Origin of the sequence: uncultured Litoreibacter sp. (assembly GCF_947487515.1) — a bacterium.
In the GTDB taxonomy this organism is placed as follows: Bacteria; Pseudomonadota; Alphaproteobacteria; order Rhodobacterales; family Rhodobacteraceae; genus Litoreibacter.
In genome coordinates, this window is the sequence record NZ_CANKWO010000001.1 from 1,078,412 (window position 1) to 1,100,747 (window position 22,336).

General features: G+C 54.5%; 20 protein-coding genes and 1 pseudogene. 9 read left to right on the forward strand and 12 right to left on the reverse strand.

Features of this window, described 5'->3' with window-relative positions:
* Positions 1-133: 133 nt before the first annotated feature.
* From Q0746_RS05345 to Q0746_RS05355, 3 genes are read left to right on the forward strand one after another with little or no spacing between them, the layout of a single operon-like run.
* Entirely contained in the window at positions 134-802 is a 669-nt protein-coding gene (locus Q0746_RS05345; protein ID WP_298257924.1) for a cupin domain-containing protein, read from the forward strand.
* A 5-nt stretch (positions 803-807) separates the two neighbouring features.
* The gene (locus Q0746_RS05350; protein WP_298257926.1) at positions 808-1,485 is read left to right on the forward strand and encodes an SDR family NAD(P)-dependent oxidoreductase; all 678 of its coding nucleotides are present in this window, start codon (positions 808-810) and stop codon (positions 1,483-1,485) included.
* A 3-nt stretch (positions 1,486-1,488) separates the two neighbouring features.
* A complete protein-coding gene (locus Q0746_RS05355) occupies positions 1,489-2,541 on the forward strand; it encodes an NAD(P)/FAD-dependent oxidoreductase (protein ID WP_298257928.1) in 1,053 nt (350 codons plus the stop codon).
* A 173-nt stretch (positions 2,542-2,714) separates the two neighbouring features.
* Here the strand turns inward: Q0746_RS05355 and Q0746_RS05360 are convergent, their stop codons facing one another.
* The 11 genes from Q0746_RS05360 to Q0746_RS05410 all read right to left on the reverse strand — a co-directional run bounded on the left by Q0746_RS05360 (position 2,715) and on the right by Q0746_RS05410 (position 14,985).
* Positions 2,715-3,416 carry an SDR family oxidoreductase gene (locus Q0746_RS05360; protein ID WP_298257930.1) on the reverse strand — a complete coding sequence of 234 codons (702 nt, stop codon included), beginning with the start codon at positions 3,414-3,416 and terminating at the stop codon, positions 2,715-2,717.
* Between the two features lie 12 nt (positions 3,417-3,428).
* Positions 3,429-4,268 (reverse strand): NAD(P)-dependent oxidoreductase, encoded by an 840-nt coding sequence (locus tag Q0746_RS05365; RefSeq protein ID WP_298257932.1) that lies wholly within the window; start codon positions 4,266-4,268, stop codon positions 3,429-3,431.
* A 3-nt stretch (positions 4,269-4,271) separates the two neighbouring features.
* Positions 4,272-5,483 (reverse strand): aminotransferase class I/II-fold pyridoxal phosphate-dependent enzyme, encoded by a 1,212-nt coding sequence (locus tag Q0746_RS05370; protein ID WP_298257934.1) that lies wholly within the window; start codon positions 5,481-5,483, stop codon positions 4,272-4,274.
* Complete coding sequence (locus Q0746_RS05375; protein WP_298257936.1) at positions 5,480-6,253, reverse strand: HpcH/HpaI aldolase/citrate lyase family protein; 774 nt, start codon at positions 6,251-6,253, stop codon at positions 5,480-5,482. The genes Q0746_RS05370 and Q0746_RS05375 overlap by 4 nt, the downstream gene beginning before the upstream one ends.
* Entirely contained in the window at positions 6,253-7,464 is a 1,212-nt protein-coding gene (locus tag Q0746_RS05380; RefSeq protein WP_298257938.1) for an FAD-binding oxidoreductase, read from the reverse strand. The genes Q0746_RS05375 and Q0746_RS05380 overlap by 1 nt, the downstream gene beginning before the upstream one ends.
* Positions 7,461-9,170 carry a hydantoinase B/oxoprolinase family protein gene (locus Q0746_RS05385; protein WP_298257940.1) on the reverse strand — a complete coding sequence of 570 codons (1,710 nt, stop codon included), beginning with the start codon at positions 9,168-9,170 and terminating at the stop codon, positions 7,461-7,463. Before Q0746_RS05385 ends, Q0746_RS05380 begins: the two co-directional genes overlap by 4 nt.
* Before the next feature lie 4 nt (positions 9,171-9,174).
* Positions 9,175-11,253: a hydantoinase/oxoprolinase family protein gene (locus Q0746_RS05390; RefSeq protein WP_298257942.1), complete on the reverse strand. Its 2,079-nt coding sequence runs from the start codon at positions 11,251-11,253 to the stop codon at positions 9,175-9,177.
* A gap of 11 nt (positions 11,254-11,264) precedes the next feature.
* The gene (locus tag Q0746_RS05395) at positions 11,265-11,699 is read right to left on the reverse strand and encodes a universal stress protein (RefSeq protein WP_298257944.1); all 435 of its coding nucleotides are present in this window, start codon (positions 11,697-11,699) and stop codon (positions 11,265-11,267) included.
* Positions 11,700-11,754: 55 nt separating this feature from the next.
* The gene (nhaC, locus tag Q0746_RS05400) at positions 11,755-13,257 is read right to left on the reverse strand and encodes a Na+/H+ antiporter NhaC (protein ID WP_298257946.1); all 1,503 of its coding nucleotides are present in this window, start codon (positions 13,255-13,257) and stop codon (positions 11,755-11,757) included.
* Positions 13,258-13,389: 132 nt separating this feature from the next.
* Positions 13,390-14,295, reverse strand: a complete 906-nt coding sequence (locus Q0746_RS05405; protein ID WP_298257947.1) for a LysR family transcriptional regulator — start codon at positions 14,293-14,295, stop codon at positions 13,390-13,392.
* A gap of 195 nt (positions 14,296-14,490) precedes the next feature.
* Positions 14,491-14,985 (reverse strand): MarR family transcriptional regulator, encoded by a 495-nt coding sequence (locus Q0746_RS05410; RefSeq protein WP_298257949.1) that lies wholly within the window; start codon positions 14,983-14,985, stop codon positions 14,491-14,493.
* Positions 14,986-15,064: 79 nt separating this feature from the next.
* Between Q0746_RS05410 and Q0746_RS05415 the strand changes: the two genes are divergently transcribed.
* The 3 genes from Q0746_RS05415 (at position 15,065) to Q0746_RS05425 (ending at position 17,649) form a co-directional block, all read left to right on the forward strand.
* On the forward strand, positions 15,065-15,973 hold the full coding sequence (locus tag Q0746_RS05415) for an EamA family transporter (protein ID WP_298257951.1): 909 nt from the start codon (positions 15,065-15,067) through the stop codon (positions 15,971-15,973).
* A complete protein-coding gene (locus Q0746_RS05420; protein WP_298257953.1) occupies positions 15,970-16,611 on the forward strand; it encodes an NAD(P)H-binding protein in 642 nt (213 codons plus the stop codon). The genes Q0746_RS05415 and Q0746_RS05420 overlap by 4 nt, the downstream gene beginning before the upstream one ends.
* A gap of 339 nt (positions 16,612-16,950) precedes the next feature.
* Entirely contained in the window at positions 16,951-17,649 is a 699-nt protein-coding gene (locus Q0746_RS05425) for a DUF1499 domain-containing protein (protein WP_298257955.1), read from the forward strand.
* Between the two features lie 106 nt (positions 17,650-17,755).
* Here Q0746_RS05425 and Q0746_RS05430 read toward each other — a convergent pair.
* Positions 17,756-18,799: pseudogene (locus Q0746_RS05430) on the reverse strand (carbon-nitrogen hydrolase family protein).
* A gap of 93 nt (positions 18,800-18,892) precedes the next feature.
* On the opposite strand from Q0746_RS05430, the gene Q0746_RS05435 reads away from it, so the two are divergent.
* From Q0746_RS05435 to Q0746_RS05445, 3 genes are all read left to right on the forward strand, one after another.
* Positions 18,893-19,849 (forward strand): helix-turn-helix domain-containing protein, encoded by a 957-nt coding sequence (locus tag Q0746_RS05435; protein WP_298257957.1) that lies wholly within the window; start codon positions 18,893-18,895, stop codon positions 19,847-19,849.
* A gap of 214 nt (positions 19,850-20,063) precedes the next feature.
* Positions 20,064-21,227, forward strand: a complete 1,164-nt coding sequence (locus tag Q0746_RS05440; RefSeq protein WP_298257959.1) for an AMP-binding protein — start codon at positions 20,064-20,066, stop codon at positions 21,225-21,227.
* A complete protein-coding gene (locus Q0746_RS05445) occupies positions 21,224-22,333 on the forward strand; it encodes a thiolase family protein (RefSeq protein ID WP_298257961.1) in 1,110 nt (369 codons plus the stop codon). The genes Q0746_RS05440 and Q0746_RS05445 overlap by 4 nt, the downstream gene beginning before the upstream one ends.
* Positions 22,334-22,336: the final 3 nt, after the last annotated feature.

Here is a 22,336-nt window from a genome sequence, read left to right on the forward strand (position 1 = left end):
ATATGAACGCGTTGCGAGTTCTGGGGGCTTCGGCCCTTGAAATATTCACTACCTAGTAGTAGGTTGAAGTTAAGCTGCTCTGCACCTGCTGCGCAGTATCCCGCCAATGATGACACTTTGAAAGGACTCTCCGATGGAATTGAATGCCGACTTTAGTCAACGCGTAGTTGTTCACTCCGACCAACTTGATTGGAACGCGTCACCAATGCCGGGAGTCGATCGCCGGATGCTGGATCGCATTGGCGGTGAAGTGGCGCGCGCAACCACCATTGTCCGCTATGCACCTGACAGCAAGTTCTCCGCGCATACCCACACCGGTGGGGAAGAGTTCATCGTGCTTGATGGTGTGTTCCAAGACGAGCATGGCGATTTCCCTGAGGGCACATATGTTCGGAACCCGCCGACAACATCCCACACTCCCGGGTCAGAGCCAGGGTGCACCATCTTCGTCAAACTCTGGCAGTTCGACATGGAAGATCGCGACCAATTCCGAAAAACTATGGCAGATGAGCTTGCCGCCCCCGTAAACGGTGTGGCCACCGCAGTACTACACAGGGATGCGCAGGAAATAGTGACCTATAGTCACCTCGAGTCCGGTGCGACCCTAGCCAAGGACGACGACGGCGGGATCGAAATGTTGGTCATTTCGGGATCTGTCGTTGAAAGTGGTGAAACACTTGCCAAAGGTGCATGGTTGCGTTTGCCCGAAGGACATCCCTTGAACGCCGTTGCGGGCGAAGATGGGGCGAAGGTTTGGATCAAAACTGGTCACCTGCCCTACGCCAAGCCACCAGCGGTTTGATGGGCATGAAATCTCCACTCGCGATTGTTGCAGGAGCAGGGGCTGGCCTTGGCCAATCCTTGCTCGCTCGGTTTGAACAAGGTGGCTATCACGTTGTTGGATTGGGGCGGACGCGCCCTGCTTCATGCGTCGGGGAATTCCATTTGTTGGACCTCACCGATAGCGCCGAAGTTGAACGCCGCATTGAAAGCATCATCGCAGAGCACGGCGCGCCCAAAGTCGTGCTGCACAATACGGCCGAATTAGTGATTGCACCGTTCGAGAAAACTTCGCTGGACGACTTTCAGCGCACATGGTCATCGATGGTTCAAACGGCGGTTCTTTTGGCGCAATCAACTTTGCCCCCGATGGTGCAGGCAGGAGGCGGCGCATTCCTCGTGTCAGGTGCAACAGCTTCTTTGCGCGGCGGTGCCAAATTCTCTGCATTTGCCAGCGCAAAATTCGCGTTGCGTGGGCTGACCCAATCGCTGGCAAGGGAGTATCAATCCGCCGGCGTTCATGTGTGTCACGTTATCTTGGATGGCATCATCAACACCCCAAGGTCTCGGGAAATTCATAGCCTTGATCCGTCAAAAATGATGGCGCTCCAAGATATATCGGAGGTGTATTGGCAGCTGGCCCATCAACCCAAGTCGACATGGACGCATGAACTTGATCTCCGTCCATCCTCCGAGGGTTTCTAAGGTATGACAACACTGATTATCGGCGGTGGCCTTGCAGGGTTGGCTCTTGCTGAGATGCTGCAATCGCAGGGGCGCGAATTTATGCTGCTCGAAGCTCGTGACCGCTTTGGCGGGCGGATCAAGACAGAGTACCACGGCGACGGCTACTTTGACTTGGGCCCTGCTTGGTTCTGGCCAGAACAGCCTCGTATAGCGAAGTTGACCGACCGCCTGAAGCTTGAGAAATTTGACCAATACGACCAAGGCGCGCTGTCCTTTGAAGATGAAAACGGTGGTGTTCAGCGTGGCCGTGGTTTCGCCTCGATGCAGGGATCGTGGCGCCTCAAAGGAGGGTTGGCTGCCCTAACAGACGCGTTGGCAAATGCACTTCCAGACGCGCGAAAACGGCTGAACGCGATGGTTGTGGCATTGGACCGAACCAATGACGGGTTGATTGCCACGTTAGAAAATGGGGACAGATTGACCGCAGATAGGGTCGTGATCGCCCTGCCGCCGCGCCTTGCTGCCAACATCAAATTCACGCCTGACCTGCCACCCGCCACAATCGAATCCATGAAAGGGATTGCCACATGGATGGCGGGGCAAGCCAAAGCGATCGCCATTTATGACACCCCTTTCTGGCGCGATGAGGGGTTGTCTGGTGATGCTCAAAGTCGACACGGGCCGATGGTAGAGGTCCATGATGCCTCTCCGATGGATGGTGGACCATATGCCTTGTTTGGCTTCATTGGTGTTCCCCCGCAAGGTCGGGCGAACGAACAACTTTTGCGGACCCATTTGCTTGCGCAGCTGGGGCGCCTGTTTGGCGCAAAGGCTGCGAAGCCACGTAAGCTGGTTATCAAAGATTGGGCCTTCGATCCCTATACTGCAACACAGGCCGATCAGGCTCCGCTATATGCGCATCCGACATATGGCTTGCAGAAATCAATGACCGGTCTTTGGGAGAACCGGTTGTTGTTCGGCGGAACCGAAGTCGCGCTACGATTTGGTGGCTATATTGAAGGGGCACTGGAGGCGGCAGAAAACGTCTTACCCCATCTATCAGATAGCGAATGACAACCGTGACCTTTGGCCAACGCCATTTCAACAGCGGCCTTAGGACGGGGCAATCTGTTGAAGGCCATGCTTTCTGGCCTTCAACGCAAGGCTATCACATCCGATGTCATCGCCCCGAACAAATGCGGCCCAATGCTGGTCGCCGCGCGTGGGCTTTAGGGAGCCTCGGCGCCTTAAACGGAGCGCGTAATCCCACCGTCCACGCGGATGTTTTGGCCCGTAATATAGGCACCCCCTTCTGACGCGAGAAAGGCGACGACACTTGCGATCTCGTTCAACGAGTTCCCGTAGCGCCCCATTGGGATCATTGAGCGGAACTCTTCTTTCTCTGGCAGGCTATCAATGAAACCTGGCAGGACGTTGTTCATGCGAATGTTCTCAGCCGCGTATTTGTCTGCAAACAATTTGCTAAAGGCCGCAAGCCCAGCCCGCATGACACCAGAAGTCGGGAAGACAGGATTGGGTTCAAAGGCCGCAAAGGTCGAAATGTTGATGATTGCGCCGCCGCCTTGCTTTTGCATGATCGGCGTAACCATTCTTGAAGGACGTACTGCGTTGAGGAAATAGACCTCCATTCCTTCGTGCCAATCGTCATCAGTCAGGTCCAAAACAGGGGCGCGGGGACCATGCCCTGCAGAGTTCACAAGAACATCGATGCGCCCCCACCGATCCATTGCCAAATCCACAAGTTTTTGTAGATCATCCTCGGATCGGTTGGTTCCGGTCACACCAAGGCCGCCTAGCTCCTTGGCCAAGGCTTCCCCCTTTCCCGAGGAGGATAAAATACCCACCTTGAAACCATCCGCGGCCAAGGCCCTTGCGCTATCTGCGCCCATGCCAGACCCGCCCGCCGTGATAAGTGCAACTTTAGTCATTTCCAAACTCCCTTATGATCTTGCGACATCGTCAGCGTTCAGGTTCAGATGTGCGACGCCGCTGTTGCCCAGCTCGACCGCGGCAAACGGGCCGCCGTGATATGTGTTTCCTGGATTCTTGGGATCAAGCGGTTCGTTCTCAGCGTATATATTGGCCGCAAACTGTTCTGCGTTATCCTTTGGTGTGTACCCGAGGTGATGTGCCTTGCTGTTATCTACCGGTGCTCGGTCGTTGTCGGAAACGCCGTAGACAACCGAGAAACCGGTGATCGGCGTATCAATACTGCGTTGCACCAGCTGGATGAGGTCGTCATATGATAACCATGTCCCTACGGCACGGGGGTTGGACACCTGCGCACATGACAAAATACGCATACAGACGGATTCCAATCCGCGTTTATCCCAGTACAAGCTTGCCAAATCCTCGGCAAAACACTTCGCCAACCCGTAAAAGGTATCCGGTTTATGTGGGGCGTCCGTTCCAATAAAATCAGTTTTCTTATGCATCCCAACCGCATGGATCGACGACGCATAGACGACACGCCGCAGCTTGTTGCGATGAGCGGCTTCCCAGATATTATAGGCCCCGATGAAATTCGGCCCCAGCAAGGTTTCAAAGGGCGCTTCATCGCCAATCGCTCCGAAATGGACAACCATGTCCGCCCCCTCAAGAAGGGCAACCATCGCATCGAGATCGGTCAAATCGGCTTGAACATAGGTTTCGTTGGCATGCAGTTGGGCCGGTGCAGCAATGATGTCGGTTGAGGTGAACTCATCACACATCTTGGACAAAGGTTCGCGCAGGTAAGACCCCAGTCGGCCAGCGGCTCCGGTCAGGACAAGTTTCTTCATAGCTCAGGTCTTTCGTTTGAGTTTGGCAACGGAAGCGGCGATCCTATCCATTGCGTGATTGAGCACCCCTGTTGAGGCCGCTGTAGAAATTCGAAAAAATGGTGAAAGTTCATATGCACTGCCAGGCACTGCAGCAATGCCGGCGTCTCGTAGAATATACCCCGTGATAGCAGCGTCATCCTCAAGGGTTTCACCTGCTTCGGTTTCAGCCCCTATTAGACCTGCGCAGCCGATCAACCCGTAGAACGCACCCCCAGGCGGGTCGAGCGTTAAGCCGTCGATCTGGGCCACGCGGTCAACAACCAAGTCGCGACGCGCCTCAAATTCTTTGGTGAAGGCGCGGACTGCATCTTGCGGGCCATTTAATGCGGCGGCGGCAGCGGCTTGTGCGATAGCACAGGCCCCAGAACAAATTTGGCTTTGCACTTTGGTCATCGCGGCAATTAGGGGTTTGGGGCCAGCGCCGTACCCAATGCGCCACCCCGTCATAGCATAAGCTTTCGAGACACCATTAACAGTCAACGTACGGTCTTTAAAAGAAGGGTTCGCTGCCGCAAAGGACCGGAACGTCCGCCCGTCAAATAGAATATGTTCGTAGATTTCATCAGATAGGATCAGAACATCGGGGTGCCGTTCCAAAACCGCCCCAAGTGCCTGTAGATCGTCATCGGTATAGACTGCTCCCGCAGGATTAGACGGCAAATTCAACATGATCCAGCGCGTCTTTGATGTAATCGCCGCCTCTAGTTGTTCCGGCGACAAACGAAAGCCGTTCTCAGCGGGGCACTTCAGCGCCACAGCCTGACCACCCAGAATGAGCACGATGTCCTTATACTGCCCAAAGTACGGCGCACACATCAGCACCTCATCGTCCTGCTCAAGCGTAGCCATCATCGCGTTGAACAAAACCTGCTTTGCTCCGTTCGAGACGATCACCTCATTTACCGCATAAGATAGACTGTTTTCACGGACGAGTTTATCCACGACCGCCTGTCGCATCTCCAATGTTCCATTGGTCGGAGGATAGCGTGTCTGGCCGCGCAAAGCTGCTTGATGTGCCGCAGCAATAATATGAGGCGGCGTGTCGAAATCCGGTTCACCCAGCCCAAGGTCGATGACGTCTTCACCGCGCGCCTTGGCCTCTTTCGCAGCTTGACTGACCCACGCAGAGGCCGAAGGTTTCACCGGCTCCAGCCGAGAGGCCGCGAACTTCACGACAGCCCACCTTTGACGGTCGCAAGCAACTGATCTGATGCCTTTGCCAATAGGCTGGCATCAGTACCGCAAGCCACGAATGTGAAGCCCTCGTTCAACAGCTCCGTAGCGAAGGCCGGATCAAGAACCAAAGTCCCCACAGGCACCCCTTTTGCTATCAGTTTTTGTGCAGCGGGTTTAATCAGTGACCAAACTTCGGGGTCCATCGGCTTACCGACTTTTCCAATGTCTGCTGCAATATCAGCCGGCCCAAAGAAAATGCCACTGATGCCGTCAACATCCGCAATGGCTTCGGCTTGTTGCAGCGCGTGGCGGGTTTCAAGTTGCAGCAACACCGTGGTTTCATCTTCAACACGCGCGACATAATCAGTTACTCGCCCGAATTTGGTTGCCCGTGTGGCACCGGAGACACCGCGAACGCCATGTGGGGGATACCGTGTCGCGGCGACCGCCATCTTGGCCTCTTCCACCGATTGGATCATCGGGAACAAAATACCCGGTGCACCGAGATCCAGCAGGCGCTTCACCGCAACCGCATCGTTCCACTGGACGCGTACAATTGCCGTTGTGTTGCTTGCCTCAAAAGCTTGCAGCTGCCCCAAAACGCTGAAGTAATCATTGGGGCTGTGCTCCATGTCGATCAGTGCCCAGTCATACCCTGCAGGTGCTGTGACTTCGGCAACAAAGTTGCTGCATAGGCTGATCCAAAGACCAACCTGCTTGCGGCCCATCCTTAGGGCTTGAGTGAACGCATTTGATGGCAACTTCATTAGATAACAGCCTTCTCAATAATTTTGCGACCTGCGGGAATACGGTCAAAATGGAACTGCGACATATCAAGGGTTTTATAGGCGCCATGAACCATGATCTCGGCGGTTCCGCGCCCCATGGCAGGGGATTGTTGCAATCCATGACCGGAGAACCCGTTGAGGAAGAAAAAGTTTTCAACCTCGGTATGCGGCCCCAAAATGGCGTTGTGATCAAACGTGTTGTAGGCGTAATGGCCCGCCCATTCAGATTGAACTTTGATGGCCTCAAATTGCGGGATCCGGGTCGCAAGTATAGGCCACACATGGCTTTCCCAGATTGAAAAATCCATCCCGAAGTCATCGTAGTCGACGGCGGGATCAATATCGGAATGCCCGCCACATTGGTATGTTCCGCCACCGTTCTCGCGCACGTGCACACCTGACGGATCAATCGTCAACGGCAGGTCCTGATCAAGCGGCTGTTCAGCAGAAAAAATCCACGAGAACCGTTTGCGTGGTTCGACAGGAACTTTGATGCCCGCCATTTCAGACGTCCGAGTAGCACGAGGACCCGAAGCGTTTAGCACCTGACCACAGGCAACCACCTCACCCGACTTCAACGTAACGCTGTCGACTTTGGTGCCCGCAGCGTTCTTCGTTATCGCGACGACTTCGTTCTCGATATACTCGACGCCGCGCTCACGCGCAGATTTGCGCCACCAATCAAAGACCGCAGTAGCGTCCCACAGCCCTTCGTCCACCAGATTGATGGACCCCAAAACAATATCCTCGACATTGTAGAACGGGTAAGCAGCCTTGATCTCGGCGGCGGTCATTAACTGGGTCGCCGCGCCAGCCGCCATTTGGGTTTTCTGACTTTCCCGCAGCACATCGGCAAAATCATTATTGTCTGCCAGATACATGTAACCAAAGGATCGGATCGAAAGTTCTGGCACCCGATCGTCATTGCCCATGTAGCGCGGCAGGTTCTTTACGAAGTCGGCGGCGAATTGGCTAATGCGTACGTTCAATTCACCCGAGAACTGTTGGCGCATGCAGGAATTGGTGTGCATGGTCGAGGTGTTCTCATAGGTCAGGTCTCGGTCAACGACCAAGACACTGCCGTCAAAATCCTTATCATCTGTCAGAAACCACGCCGCAGAGGCGCCCATAATAGCGCCTCCGATGATCACGACATCATAAGATGATTGTTTGGGCGCTTGTGCCTTCATAGGACACCGCCTTTAGCGACTGCGGCTTCAACCTCAGCGATATCTTTTGCAGATAGGTTGTATTCCGAGGCGGCCGTTTCTGCGGAAATATAGCCCCTTGCCAAGTCGCGCTTTACAAGATCGATTGACCGTTCGGACGGATCGCCATACCCAGCGCCACCGGGGAACGCCATGATAACACGTTCACCATGTGGGACGAATTGTTTGCCCTTCACATGCATCTTTGCACCGTCACTACGCACAATCGTCGTGTGCGCACCGTCCTTGCCTCCGCGACGCCCCCGTGCGGGATGTTCGCCACGATCAAACATGGCCTGAATATCAAACTCATGCCCTTCTTGCGCGCCAACTTCCATGTACTGACCAAGGCCCCCACGGGTTTTCCCCGCCCCACCTGAATCTGGTCGGAGCTCTTTGCGCCAGATGATGACGGGGCCTGCGTGTTCTGTGGCCTCAATCGGCATTGTCATCACACCCGAAGGAAAGGCCGTGGCATTCAAGCCGTCGTGTTCGGGGCGCGCGCCAGAGCCGCCAGAGTTGAATGTCAAAACTTCAGATCGGCGTGCATTTTCCGGTGCAGGGGCATCCATGCGTGGACGCAAAGAAACTTGGAAATTGCATAGGCACCCTGCCCCTTCGGCCGGAACCAACCCTGGAACGATTTTGTCGAATGCATCATAGACCGCATCAGGTACAAAATGCCCCACGATATGCCGCAAGGCCACCGGTGCGGGATGCAGCGCGTTGACGATGGAGTTCTCCGGCGCAGTAATTTCAAACGGGGCCAAAGATGCGGCGTTGTTTGGGATCTCCGGCGCTATCGCCACCTTAAGCGCGTAACACGCATAGGCTTTCGCATAGACCAGCGGACAATTGATGCCCTTTTTATCCAGTCCGGAAGAGCCAGAGAAGTCGGACACGATCTTGTCGCCTTCAACGCTGACCTTCACCTTAAGTGTGATCGGACGATCAAATCCATCCATTGTCATCTCGCCCTGCGCTGCTTTTTGTGGCAGCGCTGCGATACGCTCAATCGTAGCACGGCGAGAGTTATCAAGGATGAACTCGGCAATGCCATCGAGATGATCAAGTTCAAATTCGTCCATCATATCGATCAAACGACGATGGCCGATTTCGTTGCAAGTTGCCAACGCATAGATGTCACCGATCAATTGATCTGGCTCACGAACGTTGCCGCGAATGATGCTGACCAGAGTTTTGTCGACCTCGCCTTTGTCGGCGAATTTCATGATTGGAATGTAGAGACCTTCTTCATAGACGGACTGCGCGTCTGCCCCAAACCCGCGTCCGCCAATATCTACGATATGCGCTGTGCAGGCGAAGAACCCGACCAATACATCGTTGTGAAACGAAGGTGTCACCATAGTGATATCATGCAGATGGCCTGTGCCTTCCCATGGGTCATTGGTGATATATACGTCTCCGTCCGCGATGTTTTGCCGCCCGATCCGGCGGATGAAATGTGCCACGGCATCTGCCATCGCGTTTACATGACCCGGAGTGCCAGTGACGGCCTGCGCCAGCATCTGCCCCTGCGTGTCATAGACACCGGCAGACAAATCACCCGCCTCTCGGACGGATGTAGAAAAGGCAGTTCGCACAAGCGCCTGCGCCTGCTCTTCGACGACCGAAATCATTCGGTTCCACATAACTTGATATGCGACTTTTGAATGTTCTTGTGCCATTGGGTTATCCTTTCACGACCACGTCGATACAGCCATCAGGTTGACGGATTGCATCACGGCTTGCCGGTACAATGATGGTGGTTTCATCTTCGATCACTGCGACGGGGCCCGCGGCGCGTTGACCCGTGGCCATATCGAAGCGGTTGACGATTTGCGCATCCAAGTATTTGGCCGAAGCCGCGTCGAACAACGGTCGCTGACCCGTGGCCTTTGCCGTGTCGGCGCCACTGGTTTCATCCATACGTTCGACTTTTTCGGGCGGTGTTGTGGCATTGACCGACCAAACAGTAATTTCAATGTCCATGCCCTCCACCGGACGGCCAAAAAGCTTGGTGTAGTCTTCGATGAACCGCGCCTCGAAGGTATCAACGTCGGGATTCATCGCTTGCTCTTCAGTCAGCTCAATCGGGATTTCCCAGCCCTGACCTGTGTAGCGCATGTAGACTTTGAACTCAGACAGGATCGGGCTAACCTCATCGCAGGTGCGCACAAAACCTGTGGCTTCAGACTTTAGGTCAGTCAGCAGTGACTTGATCCGGTCCCCGTCAAAATCGCTAAGCGTCATGTAAACAGAGCGGTTGGCCTCAAATGAGAACGGTGCACGTAGAAAACCAATAGCAGAACCCACCCCTGCCCCGGGCGGAACCAACAAACGTTCAACCCCCAGTTTCTCACAAAGACGACCAGCATGCAGCGGTGCAGCGCCGCCAAAGGCGATCATGGTGTATTCGGAAAGGTCTTCGCCGTTCTCAACGGCATGAACGCGCGCTGCGTTGGCCATGTTTTCGTCAACCACTTCGGCCACCCCAAAGGCAGCTTCGACCGCGTCCATGTCCAAGGGGCTACCTACGACTTTGGTCAATGCGTTTTTGGATGCGTCAGGGTGAAGTTTGATTGAGCCTCCTGCAAAATTTTCTGGGTCAAGCTTCCCAAGGACCAAATCTGCATCTGTCACCCCCGGGCGTTCGCCCCCGCGCCCGTAGCACGCAGGCCCGGGTTCGGACCCCGCACTTTCGGGCCCAACTCGGATCTGATGCATCGCATCAACATGAGCAAGACTGCCGCCTCCAGCCCCAATTTCAACCATATCAATGACCGGAATAGAGATGGGCATTCCAGAGCCCTTCTTGAAGCGGTAGGTCCGTGCCACTTCGAACACGCGGCTGGTCTTTGGTGTTTGGTTCTTAATCAGGCAAATTTTCGCGGTGGTGCCACCCATGTCAAAGGACAGCACTTTGTCCAAACCATATCGCGCGGCGATATGTGCGGCGAATACAGCGCCACCAGCTGGGCCGGATTCGACCAAACGTACAGGGAAGTCAGCGGCGTTTTGAATGGAAATGATGCCCCCGCCCGAATGCATTAAGAAGATGCGGCAGGCAACGCCTTCATCCTTCAGGCGGTCTTCAAGGCGGCCTAGGTAAGACGCCATCAGCGGCTTGATATACGCGTTTGCAACCACGGTATTGAAGCGTTCGTATTCCCGCATCTGCGGGCTGACCTCAGACGAGATCGACACCGACACATCGGGAAGCTTTTCCGCGAGGACTTCCCGTACAAGCTGCTCATGAGCAGGGTTCAAGTAAGAATGAATGAGGCCCACCGCAACGGATTCGTAGTTCCCTTTGGCCACCTTATCGACAACCGCTTCGACATCGGCGCGGTTCAGTTCAACTAGAATATCGCCATTTGCATCCACACGGCCCGGAACGGTGTATCGCATATGTCGAGGCAAAAGCGGATCAGGCAGGTTGAGGTTCAGATCATATTGCTCAAACCGGCTTTCGGTCCGCATTTCGATGACGTCGCGAAAACCTTCAGTTGTGATCAATGCGGTTTTTGCGCCGCGACGTTCAATCAATGCGTTGGTTGCGAGGGTTGTTCCGTGAATAATCTGCTCGATTTCGGCTGGCTTGATGCCGGCCTTTGCACAGACCTGTTGCATCCCGTCAATGATCGCATTTTCCGGAGCTATATAGGTCGTCAAAACCTTGGTTGAAAAACTTTCACCCCCGCGTTCCAAAACAACGTCAGTAAAAGTTCCGCCAATATCGACACCCAAGCGGGTCGAGAAGGTTTTCATAGTGAGTTTCCTTAATTTTGGTTTGTGCGTACGACGAGAACAGTACAAGGGGCATGCCGCACAACACGTGCAGCCGTCATGCCCAAGAGATAGTCTTTCATACCTTCTTTGTGGGCGGCCATCATAATCATATCGACCTCAAGTTCGCGCGCAGCATCGATCACTTTGGAGTAGGATCGCCCAGTTGTTACCTTGATGTCTTCTATTAAATCGTCAGGGACGTGCCGTTTGGCGACATCGGCAAGTTTGTTCTTCGCAGCCGATGCATATTGATTTTTCACATCCTTGAAGCGGTCCACCATGGAGCTGTCAAAATCGATGTCCACAACATTCAACAAGATCAGTTTGGATGATGTGACCTGCGCATAAGTGACAGCTTCCGCCAGCAGATTTGCGCGGTCGGCTGCTTGGTGAAGGTCAATCGCGACCAGAATACGTTTTGTCATGTGATGCCCTTTCAAGGACGGCTCGGCGCCTTTTATCGCCGAGCCGTTGACGCAGTTAGCTAAGTTTGAGCGCGCTCGCTTCAATCTGACGTCCCGGGATCATTTCCCCGTCGATCAGTACAGATTCGTCGCGTTCCTGCCATTCAACCAAGTCTTCTTCGGTCGCTTTCGGGATGAATTTTCCTGTGACCGCATAGGCAATATCAAACAGCAAGGAGGCCCAGCAGGCTATCGCCCATGGAAGATAGGCCAAGGTCGCGACCCCCAAAGTTCCGGCGACGAAGACACCGCCTGCGCTCCACGGGATAAGCGGGGCAGTCAAGGTGCCTGCATCCTCCATTGTTCTGGACAACGCCGTGGTGTGGATACCTTTGCCGCGAAACGCCGGTGCGAACATCCGGCCTGGCAATGCCATGGCAAGGAAAACGTCCCCAGTCACCACATGGATCCCAAACACAGAGGCCAAAGCAGACAGCAACATTTGCGCTTGCGTCTTGGCGAAGCTGAGGATCGTGTCGAGGATGGTTTCAAGGCATCGTGTCGCTTCAAGCAACCCGCCAAAGGCCAGCGCGATTAGGATTAACGTCACCGTCCAATTCATCGACATGATACCGCCCTTGGACAAAAGGCTATCAACTTCGCTGACACCAGTATCGGATGAGTAGCCATTCAGGACGGTATTGAACACGTCATGTACAGCCGCACCTTGAAAGACGATTGCGCACAAAGCACCAACGATCACGCCAGAGAACAACCCGGGCAGTGCCGGCATCTTTGTGATGGCCAGATAGGTTACAACAACAGCTGGAAGAAGAAGGAATATATTCAGGTTAAACTTTGTTTCGAGTGTCTTCACCGTGAGGTCAAGTTTGGCTTGATCAATCTCACCCTCGGCAAATTGAAGGCCGAAGTACAGGTATGCTCCGAGTGCGATGATCATCGCTGGTACGGTAACCGGAAGCATATTGCGGATGTGGGTAAACAAATCCGATCCGACAACCGCGGGCGAGAAATTTGTGGTGTCCGAAAGCGGCGACATTTTATCTCCGAAGAACGCCCCCGAGACGACCGCGCCCGCAGTCATATGCATTGGCACACCGAGACCCTCCCCGATCCCGATCAATGCAAGACCCATGGTCCCTGTTGTCCCCCAGCTTGTCCCTGTTGCGACAGAAACAATGGAGCAGATGATGCAGGCTGCAAAAAGAAAGTAACCCGGATCCAGCACCTGAAGACCATAGAAGATCATCAATGGAACTGTACCTGCGTGAATCCATGTCCCGATGATCATCCCGATTGTGTAAAGAATGAAAATCGCAGGCAAGGCGACGTGGATCACGTTGAACATGCCGTCTTGCATCGCTTTCCACCGGTAGCCGCGGAACCAACCGAAGGCAGCAGTGATCACAATCCCAATCGCTAGCGGAACATGTGGCGAGACATCGCCGTAGTAAAAGACCTGCAACGACACCAGCGAAACGGTCAAAATGAGTGGTAGTATCGCCAGTAGAAATGTGGGCTTTTTAACCAATCCGGATTTTTCCGAAGCGTTAGACATTTGCTTTCCTCCCTAGTGGTAGCAGCGAGGATCATGTCGTCTTCAGAACAATGCAGATTCCTCGGACACCGTTAAAGGGCAAATGGGTGGAAAATTAAAATTCATTGTTTTTTTCACCCTGATAGGAAAATTTTATACTTTGAAGCTTGCTGCAACCTTGGCGGATAATTCGGCTGCGCGTTCGACAAAATGCGGTGCGCTTCGTTTGTTGTACCGAGAGAAAAAACTCAGTGGTTCAGGCTCCCAGCCGCAGTCGATTTCTTGCAAGTCGCCTTTTCGGGTTGCGGCCTTGAACATTTGGCGAGGAAGCAATGCCACCCCCATTCCATCGATTGCCATGTTCAGGGCAGCAGAGATACTGCTGGAATGGATAACCTGTGAAGCTTGCAGGCCTTGGGCCTCTAAGTGTGCGCGCAAATTGACCGATGCCAACGTGTGTTTTCCATGGGAAAGAATGCCTTTGGCATGCACAGCGTTTATATTTGGCCGCGGACCAAGCTGCGCTGAAATTTCAGGTGTCGTAACCCAGCCGTAACGGTAGCGCCCAACGGGTATGCTTCCTGTCGACTTGGTTCGGAACGGTTCTGTAAGTATTGCCAGATCAAGCTCGCCTGCTGACATAAGGTTCTCGACTTCTTTGGACAGGTCAATTGTAAGCTCGAAGCGGATGGCAGGATAAAGGACACGGAACTCGCGCATGAACTGATGTAGCCAAGTCGAGGCGACCAGCTCCGTCACACCTAATCTCAACCGTTCCTCAATCAGATCCTGACGACCTGCAGTTTCCAACAGCTCTTCGGCTGTGCGTAGAACCCGTCGCGCGTCAGTCAATATTTCCTGACCGCGCTCTGTGATCCGAACCGAACCTGCATCCCGATGCATCAAAACGACGCCAAGCGTTTCTTCGAGTGACGCAATTCGGACAGAAATATTTGGTTGGGTCGTCCCCAAGGCCGTTGCGGCTTTTCTGAAGGTTCCTGTGTCAGCAACAAACACAAGCGCTTCAAGTTGTTTCAGGTTGATCTGGTTTTTTATCATGCTGCGCCAATTGATAAATTAATGGAATGAAATGTCAAAGCACCGCAGCTTTTTCCCCACCTGCCCCACATCTTGAATTCTGCGGGTAAAACCAACGGTTCCACGCAGGGACCGCATCGCCAGATTAGGATTGTGACATGAAGGCCGCGATGGACTGTCTCGGCAACTCGAAACCGGTAAAGCATAGAGCAATGACTACTTGGTCCCCTGTGTCACCGCATCATCAAGAGCTCTAAGTAGGTCATTCAAGTTGCGGCGTTGCGCAGCAGAGAGCCCCTGCAAAAGCCGGTGCTGCGTTTCAACATGGTCGCTGACGGCTTTCTCAATCGTTGCAAAACCTTCTTTGGTCAGCCGAACAAGAAACCCGCGCTTGTCTTCCGGATTTGGCACCCGTTCGACCAACCCTGCTTTTACCAGTTGATCAATGCGGTTGGTCATCGTCCCAGATGTTACCATGGTCAGGTCAAGCAATTCTCCTGGTGACAAGCCTTTCGGTTTGCCAGATCTGCGAAGGGTGGCGAGAACATCAAAGCTGGCACGGTTCAAGTCGCTGACTTTCCATGTCTTTTCCATCTCGCCGCCAAGCTTCGCTGTCAAACGTGACAGGCGCCCAATCACTTCCATGGGCCCCACATCAAGGTCTGGGCGAGACTTTTTCCATTGCGCGATTATCTGATCTACGTGGTCCATGAGGCGATATTGCGAGAATTTATCTTGACGTCAAGAGATATCCACATATCTTGACGTCAAGATAAAATGGAGAATCGCTATGAAGCATCACCTAGACATCGCACTCACTGCTATCGCGCCCGTGATTTGGGGCAGCACATATTACGTAACGACGGAATTCCTTCCCAGTGGATACCCTGTAACCATGGCCGCGCTGCGCGCCCTGCCCGCAGGGGTGCTGTTGCTTTTACTGGCACGGCAATTGCCCCAAGGCATTTGGTGGTTGAAGGCTTTTGCTCTTGGTGCCCTAAACTTCACCGTCTTCTGGGCCCTTCTGTTTGTTGCAGCCTACCGGTTGCCCGGTGGAGTTGCCGCGACCGTTGGGGCTGTTCAGCCCTTGATCGTTGTATTTCTGGCATCCATGCTTCTGGGGACCCGCATAACGGCCACAGCCATAGCAGCAGCTTTGATCGGAGTGTCTGGGGTCGGTTTTTTGGTGCTTGGTTCGGGGATATCACTGGACCCAATCGGGATCCTTGCGGGGATCGGTGGGGCCATGTCCATGGCAGCGGGTACAGTTCTGACGCGAAAATGGCGTGCCCCCGTGCCATTGCTCACGCTTACCGCGTGGCAACTTACCGCCGGAGGGCTGCTGCTGGTTCCCTTCGCCCTGCTGCTTGAGCCATCCCTGCCCCCATTGAAGGTGCAGAACCTCTTAGGCATTGCTTATCTTTCGTTGATCGGGGCGGCACTGACTTACATTTTGTGGTTCCGAGGCATCTCTAGGATCGAGCCAAGCGCTGTCTCCGCACTGGGATTCCTAAGCCCCCTTTCCGCTGTCCTGATCGGGTGGACCCTACTGGGTCAAAACCTAACGCCCCTCCAAGTCGCGGGGGCTGGAACCGTGCTCTTGGCGATTTGGCTCGGTCAACATGCGGGGCGCGCACAACCTCCCCTTGTGGTGAAACGTTCAAATCTCTTCTCAAAATTAAAAGGAAATTTATCATGAAAATCATCGTTTTTGGTGCCACTGGCGATGTTGGGTCGCGAGTTGTGAAAGAGGCCTTGGCGCGTGGACACGACGTTGCAGCCGCCGTGCGGAATGACACGGGGCTTGGCAAACTGCCGAAAGGCGTCACACCAGTAATCGCGGATGTAGCGGATTCAGCCGCGCTTGCTACTGCGATGGAAGGACAGGATTTGGCTGTCAGTGCTTTGCGCACACCTGCTGGGCGGGAGGGCGAAGTGGTAGCCCTAACTCGGTCCATCTTGAATGCCGCATCCTTGGCCCAGCTACGGGTGATCATTGTCGGGGGAGCCGCTCGTTTGCGCCTCCCCGACGGTAGCCCGCACACGGTTTTAACTGACCCCGACTTTCTACCACCAAACATCGTTCCAACCGCCCGCGCATCCATGGCGCAATGGGAACTCTGCACCTCTGAGATTTCGGCAAACTGGACCTATGCGACCCCTTCCGCCTTGTTGCGCCCTGGCACGCGAAAGGGCGTCTTCAGAACAGCCACAAACGATCTGATTGTCGATGCCGCAGGACGCTCTGAAATTTCCATGGAAGATTTCGCGACGGCCATAGTCGGCGAAGCAGAGAAGGCAAAGTTTCCGCGCGCCGGTTTTACTGTTGGGTACTGACAAGCATAATAAGCGGGCGGCCCTTTTGCGATGACCGAAAGCATTGGCAAAGATGGGCCGCCTATACGCTATTTGCATGTAAACCATGCACAAATGTTGATTTGGTATGCGGCTGAGAGCGCTATAATACCTTCCATGAACTGGAACCCGACATCCTACAAACGAACCAAACTTTGGCTCCCTTGGCGGCGTCCGGATAGCCTGCGTTCTCGACCAGAAACAACACCCCATTGGGCCCCCAACTTTCGCGAGATCAAAACCACAATGCACCGGCGCGCCACGCATCCGTAAACCAGCGGTGTTCTTAGCCCAGTAATTTAATCGAAGGAAAAGAAAGACATGTACCTTCTTACGTCAGCTCCCTACCTCATCATTGGGCTCGGCTTGATATTGGGAAAGGCAGGCTTGCGCCCGGCGCTGCTGTCTTGGGGCGTTTGCATACTCGGCGGGTTAAGTGGGCTCGCCGTGACGATTGCGATACTGGGGATGGGGCAGCCTTGGGTGCTTGCTGTGTTGTCGTTTCTGCCGTTCATCATAGTGCTGATCATGGTCATCAAAGACGTGAGCTACCCGCTTTTGAATGACGTCGCCACTGATCTGGACACGCCAACTGCGTTTACTGCTGCGCTTCATGCGCCCGTAAACGCCTCCCGAGACATGACCTATCCTGAAAGCTTCAAGCTGAAGGTTCGAAACCGCTACCCAAATGTTCGCCCGTTGATTTTGGATGAACCTGCGGATCAAGCATTCGACCGCGTAATCAATCTTGTGAAAAGTCGCCCCAATTGGCGGATCACCCATCAAGACCCCGCCGCCAAAATCATTGAAGCAGAGGCCGTTACGTCGTTTCTTGGCTTTGTGGATGACGTGGTTATTCAGGTCTCGCCGCAACAGGGGGCATCTAGGGTCGACATGCGCTCGAAATCTCGCGAAGGCGCTGTGGACGCTGGAAAAAATGCCAAACGGATCGAGAAGTTCCTGAAGCAACTCCGACAGGCCGGAGGAGTGCAATCCTCCGACCACAGCGCGGGCCGCTGATCTCCAGCGCATTTTGGGCGCCTCTGGGTCCAAAGGCCCGCAAGCATGAAGAACTAAACACTTCGCCCCAGCAAGTGGCCGGTCGAACATGACGCACCGGTTTTAGCTATTCCGCGGCGTCCGGCGCTTCCGTCATTTCGGTGACCTCAGCCCAGCCAGCGGCATCGTCAAAATTCACGACGGGCTGTTGCTTCTTTCTGTTGATCAGCAGGCGCGTGGTGTCAGGGCGTGAATAGTGACCTGCGGGGTCCGCTGCTGCCTTGGCATATCCGATCATGTGAAGATCGATATCGGCATAAATGATCCCTTCTTGGTCATGCGGAATTCTCTCCCCGATCTCAGAGCCGTCGGGGGCAAAGATGGCGGAGTAGCCACCACCGACAAGGCACAGTGCTTCTTTTTCAGGGTCGCCTGCGCACAGCATGTCTTGGATTTCTCTGGTCACAAGTGCGCATGGAGCTACGACGAAGCAAGACCCCTCGACCGCGTAAACTTGAGAGGCCGCATTGTTCACCTGATGGCCAAGCGCATAAGCCGTCCCTTCATAAAGGGCGAGGTTCGGCCAAGCAGCCACATGGATCTGCTCATTCTGCGCATACATCGCGTATTTCGACAGAGGCTGCAAATGTTCCCAGCAGGACAATTGCCCAACTCTGCCTATTGATGTGTCTACCACGATCAGGTCCGAGCCATCGCCTTCACCATAAACCGTACGCTCTACATGCGTTGGTTTCAGCTTGCGGCGGCGGCTGATGACCTCACCGGTCTCGTCAAAATGCCACTACGCGATATATAGCGAGCCGCCGTCGCGTTCTGAGCAGCCCATCGAGACCTGAACGTTGTTATCGCGAGCCGCTTGCGCCAGACGGGCCTCTTCCGCACCGCCCGCCTCAATAGAGTTGTCAAAGTACCGGCCCACGAACTGCATCTGCCATGCAACCGGCCCAAGCCAGATGTGATTGGGATACCCGGGCAGCCAAGTTTCGCTAAAGGCGACCAGATGCGCGCCATTTTTTGCAGCTTCCTCGATAAGGCCGATCGCCTTGTCGACCCCCGCCTTCACATCAAGAAAACACGGAGCCGCCTGAACAGCGGCAAGTTTAAATTGCGTAGACATTGTGATCCTCCGATTGCTCTTTTGACGTTGCATCAGCTGATCGGAACTTGCTTTTGGCTTTGGGCGGAAAAACTTGCTTTTTCTCGCAGCCTGCCCAACCCTTCACAGATTGATGGAAGGACGTGAATGGACATAGAGACGCGATATAATACGAACGACGTCCATGTCAGCCAGCGCTCTGCCTATTGGCGAGATGCGGTTTGCGACAGCTACGTTCGACTGGGGTGTGAAGTTGAAAATCATCACAGTTTCCATGGCTTAATCGAAATCGAACGTCACTCGGTTCTCTCTATTTCAAGAGTAGCGGGGTTGGCGCATAGAGTAGATCGTCGCAAATGCGATATACGTTCCGCAACAGACGCTTACTTTCTGTTGAGCTTACAAAACACAGAATCATCAGCGCTCACGCAGTTTGGAAAAACTGCACATTTACGCACCGGTGACATGGCGCTTTACAGCAGCAGCGAGCCGTATTCGCTACGTCTTTCTGACGACTTCAGCCAAACTGTTGTTCAGCTACCCACTGAAAAATTAATCGAACGCCTGCCCAATGCTGAAATGCTAACCGCACGCCGCATAGACGGGCAAACGGGCATCGGGAAGCTTGTGCGCGAGAATATTCTGGCGTTTTCCAAATACGTGAACACCCCCGATCCGACCGTCCAAACCTTGTTGCAAGAAACGCTCATTGATCTGATTGCAACTGGGCTCGCGACCCACGGAGCAAACAAGCTTGAGCTATCTTCGCCCGACCAACATGTGATGCTTAGGGCAAAATCTTTCATCCGCGAAAATCTGGGGGATCAGGCCCTCGACCGGCATCAAGTAGCAGCAAAGGTCGGCATGTCCGTGCGGCGGTTGAATGAGATTTTCTCCAAAGGCGGCGCGTCGATCAGCACATACATTCGGCGCAAGCGACTAGAGGCCGTAGCCGCAGACCTCACCGACGCACGTTTCGCGCAGCAATCAATAAGTCAGATCGCCTTCCGCTTCGGGTTTTCAAACATGCAGAATTTCTCCACTACATTTCGTGCATATTTCGGGCAAAGCCCTCGGGACTATCGCGCTGAAAAACAACACTAGTTTCTGCGAAGCCTCATCTGTGACCACTGTTGCGGTCACAATTTTGGGGCCATTCTTGCAACCTGCGTTTGGACGTCAAAGGCACAATTGGCAGTCCGACTGCTGCCGAAGTTGCGAAGGCCTTCTTCCAAATTGGCCAAAGTGCAATTCGTTGGAAATGTCATGATCCGTCAGCTAAAAGATGTGAAACTGAACCTTTGCTCAGGAACGACATGTGAAACGACATGAGGACAGCTTTCAAGTCACCGGTTCAGCCCGTCTAGTGACGCCCAAGGCTGCAGGGGCATCAATCCTATGGGACGCCGTTACCAGTCAGCAATCGTTGCAGGCAAGCCCGCTGTCGGACACGCCCCTGCAAAGCCTGCCGGAGGCGTCGCAGACGATTTATTGCGAGAGCTCAGGATCGACGGGTCAGGCCAAATTGATCCGGCGGCACCCGAACACTTGGTGCGCAAGCTTCAACGTCAACAGGCAGCGGTTTGGCATAGAACCCCGGGATACCTATGCTGTGCTCGGCCATTTGGGGCATTCCCTCACCCTATATGGCGCACTGGAAGCGATGCATATCGGAAGCGGTCTGGCCCTTCTGGGGGACATGCCCCCTCGGCAGCAAGCTACGGCTTTGCGTCAATACAGGGCCAGTATCATCTATGCGACGCCGAGCCAACTTTCGCTTATCACACGCACGGACGCTGACTTGTTTCCGGATGTTTCTCACATCCTTGTGGGCGGTGGGAAGCTGGACTTCCAGCTGCACGATGTTTTGAGAGACCGTTTCCCAAATGCACAGGTGGTGGAGTTCTTTGGCGCCTCCGAGACGAGTTTTGTGACCGTGTCAGACCACCGAACCCCAAAGGGGTCTGTTGGGAAGGCATATCCCCACGTTACTTTGCGCATTGGCGAGGGGCTCGCAGTGGGCGAGACAGGCGAAATTTGGGTCAAAAGCCCCTATCTGTTCGAAGGGTATGAAAGGGGAAGTAGTGCCCTAACCAAATGGCAGGACGGTTTTCTATCTATCGGGGAAATGGGACAGTTAGACGCCGCCGGTTACTTGTACCTAAAAGGGCGCAAATCCAGAATGGTGACCGTTGCGGATCAAAATGTCTTTCCAGAAGCCATTGAGGCGGTGCTTTTGGGGCAGCCCGAAATTGTGGCCGCAGCGGTGATCACGCCCAGCGATCCTTTGCGCGGGCATATCATCGTCGCCGCTGTCATGGGCAATACCAAAGCTATAGACTTGCGGAAGCTTTGCCGTGCCGAACTAGGGGAAGCCGCAGTGCCACGAAAAATCTGGGAGGTTGCGCAAATGCCGATGCTTCCTGCTGGCAAGCCGGATTTGCAACATCTCGAAGCCCTCTGGTGGAAGGAACAAGGATGACGCGCAGCCACATCATAGGGGCGTACAGAAGTCCCGTTGCCCCGCGAAACGGAGCGTTGTCCGCCTACCAGCCTTTCGATCTTGCCGCTTCGGTTATTGCCAAGCTGATGAAGGAAACAGGGATCCGCAAGGATCAGGTTGAAGAGCTAGTCCTCGCGAATGCGCTCGGAGCGAACGGAAACCAAGCGCGTATAACGGCGCTTGCCGCCGGATTGCCGCAGCATGTGGCTGGCCTTAGCATTGATAGGCAATGCGCCGGAGGGCTGGATGCGGTAGTCTTGGCCGACGCGCTGATCCGTTCAGGGATGAAGGACGTAGTGATTGCAGGGGGCTCCGAAAGTTATTCGCGCCGGCCTATCCGCATGCATACTTTTGCAGATGGCACCCCCCCGCAGGCCTATGAACAAGCGCCCTTCACCCCATGGGCCGACCGCGACCCAGACATGGCCGAGGCCGCAGATCAATTGGCACAAAAGCTGAAAATTGATCGCGCAGAGCAGGATTCTTGGGCGCAGAAAAGCCACGCGAAAACATTGAAGGCTCAGGCCTCTTTGCGAAGAGAAATCGTACCAATGGCTGGACTGAGTGACGACGCATTCGCCCGCCCTTTAACCGATCGACACTGCGCGTTGGCAAAACAAGTCTGCGGCACAATAACTGCCGCCAACATGGCCGTTGCCGCCGACGGGGCGGCCTTCGTATTGATGGTTTCCGACCGTATCCTTCGAAAACTAACCTGCCCGAGTGTAGCTGTTATCGCAGGGAAAACTATGGGCGCGGACCCAGTTCAACCTGGACTTGCGGCCAATCCTGCGGTTGAGGCAACGCTCGCGGATGCGAGGCTATCCGCAACCGGTTTAAGCTGCGCCGAGATCATGGAAGCCTTTGCCGTTCAGGCCATTGCGTGCCAATCGGGAACCGGAGTGCCGAGAGAAATCGTCAACCAAAAAGGCGGTGCGCTAGCAAGAGGGCACCCTATTGGCGCATCAGGTGCGATCCTTGCGGTCCGGCTGTTTCATGACCTGACGGCGGCGAAGGGGGGCACTGGATTGGCTGCCATCGCTGCTGCGGGTGGGCTTGGCACTGCGCTTTTGCTCAGCAGGTAAATC

What these genes read in the sequence shown, in the direction of transcription:
- Q0746_RS05345 (WP_298257924.1), top strand. Translation starts at nt 134, where the DNA reads ATGGAATTGAATGCCGACTTTAGTCAACGCGTAGTTGTTCACTCCGAC.
- Q0746_RS05350 (WP_298257926.1), top strand. Translation starts at nt 808, where the DNA reads ATGAAATCTCCACTCGCGATTGTTGCAGGAGCAGGGGCTGGCCTTGGC.
- Q0746_RS05355 (WP_298257928.1), top strand. Translation starts at nt 1,489, where the DNA reads ATGACAACACTGATTATCGGCGGTGGCCTTGCAGGGTTGGCTCTTGCT.
- Q0746_RS05360 (WP_298257930.1), bottom strand. Translation starts at nt 3,416, where the DNA reads ATGACTAAAGTTGCACTTATCACGGCGGGCGGGTCTGGCATGGGCGCA.
- Q0746_RS05365 (WP_298257932.1), bottom strand. Translation starts at nt 4,268, where the DNA reads ATGAAGAAACTTGTCCTGACCGGAGCCGCTGGCCGACTGGGGTCTTAC.
- Q0746_RS05375 (WP_298257936.1), bottom strand. Translation starts at nt 6,253, where the DNA reads ATGAAGTTGCCATCAAATGCGTTCACTCAAGCCCTAAGGATGGGCCGC.
- Q0746_RS05380 (WP_298257938.1), bottom strand. Translation starts at nt 7,464, where the DNA reads ATGAAGGCACAAGCGCCCAAACAATCATCTTATGATGTCGTGATCATC.
- Q0746_RS05385 (WP_298257940.1), bottom strand. Translation starts at nt 9,170, where the DNA reads ATGGCACAAGAACATTCAAAAGTCGCATATCAAGTTATGTGGAACCGA.
- Q0746_RS05390 (WP_298257942.1), bottom strand. Translation starts at nt 11,253, where the DNA reads ATGAAAACCTTCTCGACCCGCTTGGGTGTCGATATTGGCGGAACTTTT.
- Q0746_RS05395 (WP_298257944.1), bottom strand. Translation starts at nt 11,699, where the DNA reads ATGACAAAACGTATTCTGGTCGCGATTGACCTTCACCAAGCAGCCGAC.
- nhaC (WP_298257946.1), bottom strand. Translation starts at nt 13,257, where the DNA reads ATGTCTAACGCTTCGGAAAAATCCGGATTGGTTAAAAAGCCCACATTT.
- Q0746_RS05405 (WP_298257947.1), bottom strand. Translation starts at nt 14,295, where the DNA reads ATGATAAAAAACCAGATCAACCTGAAACAACTTGAAGCGCTTGTGTTT.
- Q0746_RS05410 (WP_298257949.1), bottom strand. Translation starts at nt 14,985, where the DNA reads ATGGACCACGTAGATCAGATAATCGCGCAATGGAAAAAGTCTCGCCCA.
- Q0746_RS05415 (WP_298257951.1), top strand. Translation starts at nt 15,065, where the DNA reads ATGAAGCATCACCTAGACATCGCACTCACTGCTATCGCGCCCGTGATT.
- Q0746_RS05420 (WP_298257953.1), top strand. Translation starts at nt 15,970, where the DNA reads ATGAAAATCATCGTTTTTGGTGCCACTGGCGATGTTGGGTCGCGAGTT.
- Q0746_RS05425 (WP_298257955.1), top strand. Translation starts at nt 16,951, where the DNA reads ATGTACCTTCTTACGTCAGCTCCCTACCTCATCATTGGGCTCGGCTTG.
- Q0746_RS05435 (WP_298257957.1), top strand. Translation starts at nt 18,893, where the DNA reads ATGGACATAGAGACGCGATATAATACGAACGACGTCCATGTCAGCCAG.
- Q0746_RS05445 (WP_298257961.1), top strand. Translation starts at nt 21,224, where the DNA reads ATGACGCGCAGCCACATCATAGGGGCGTACAGAAGTCCCGTTGCCCCG.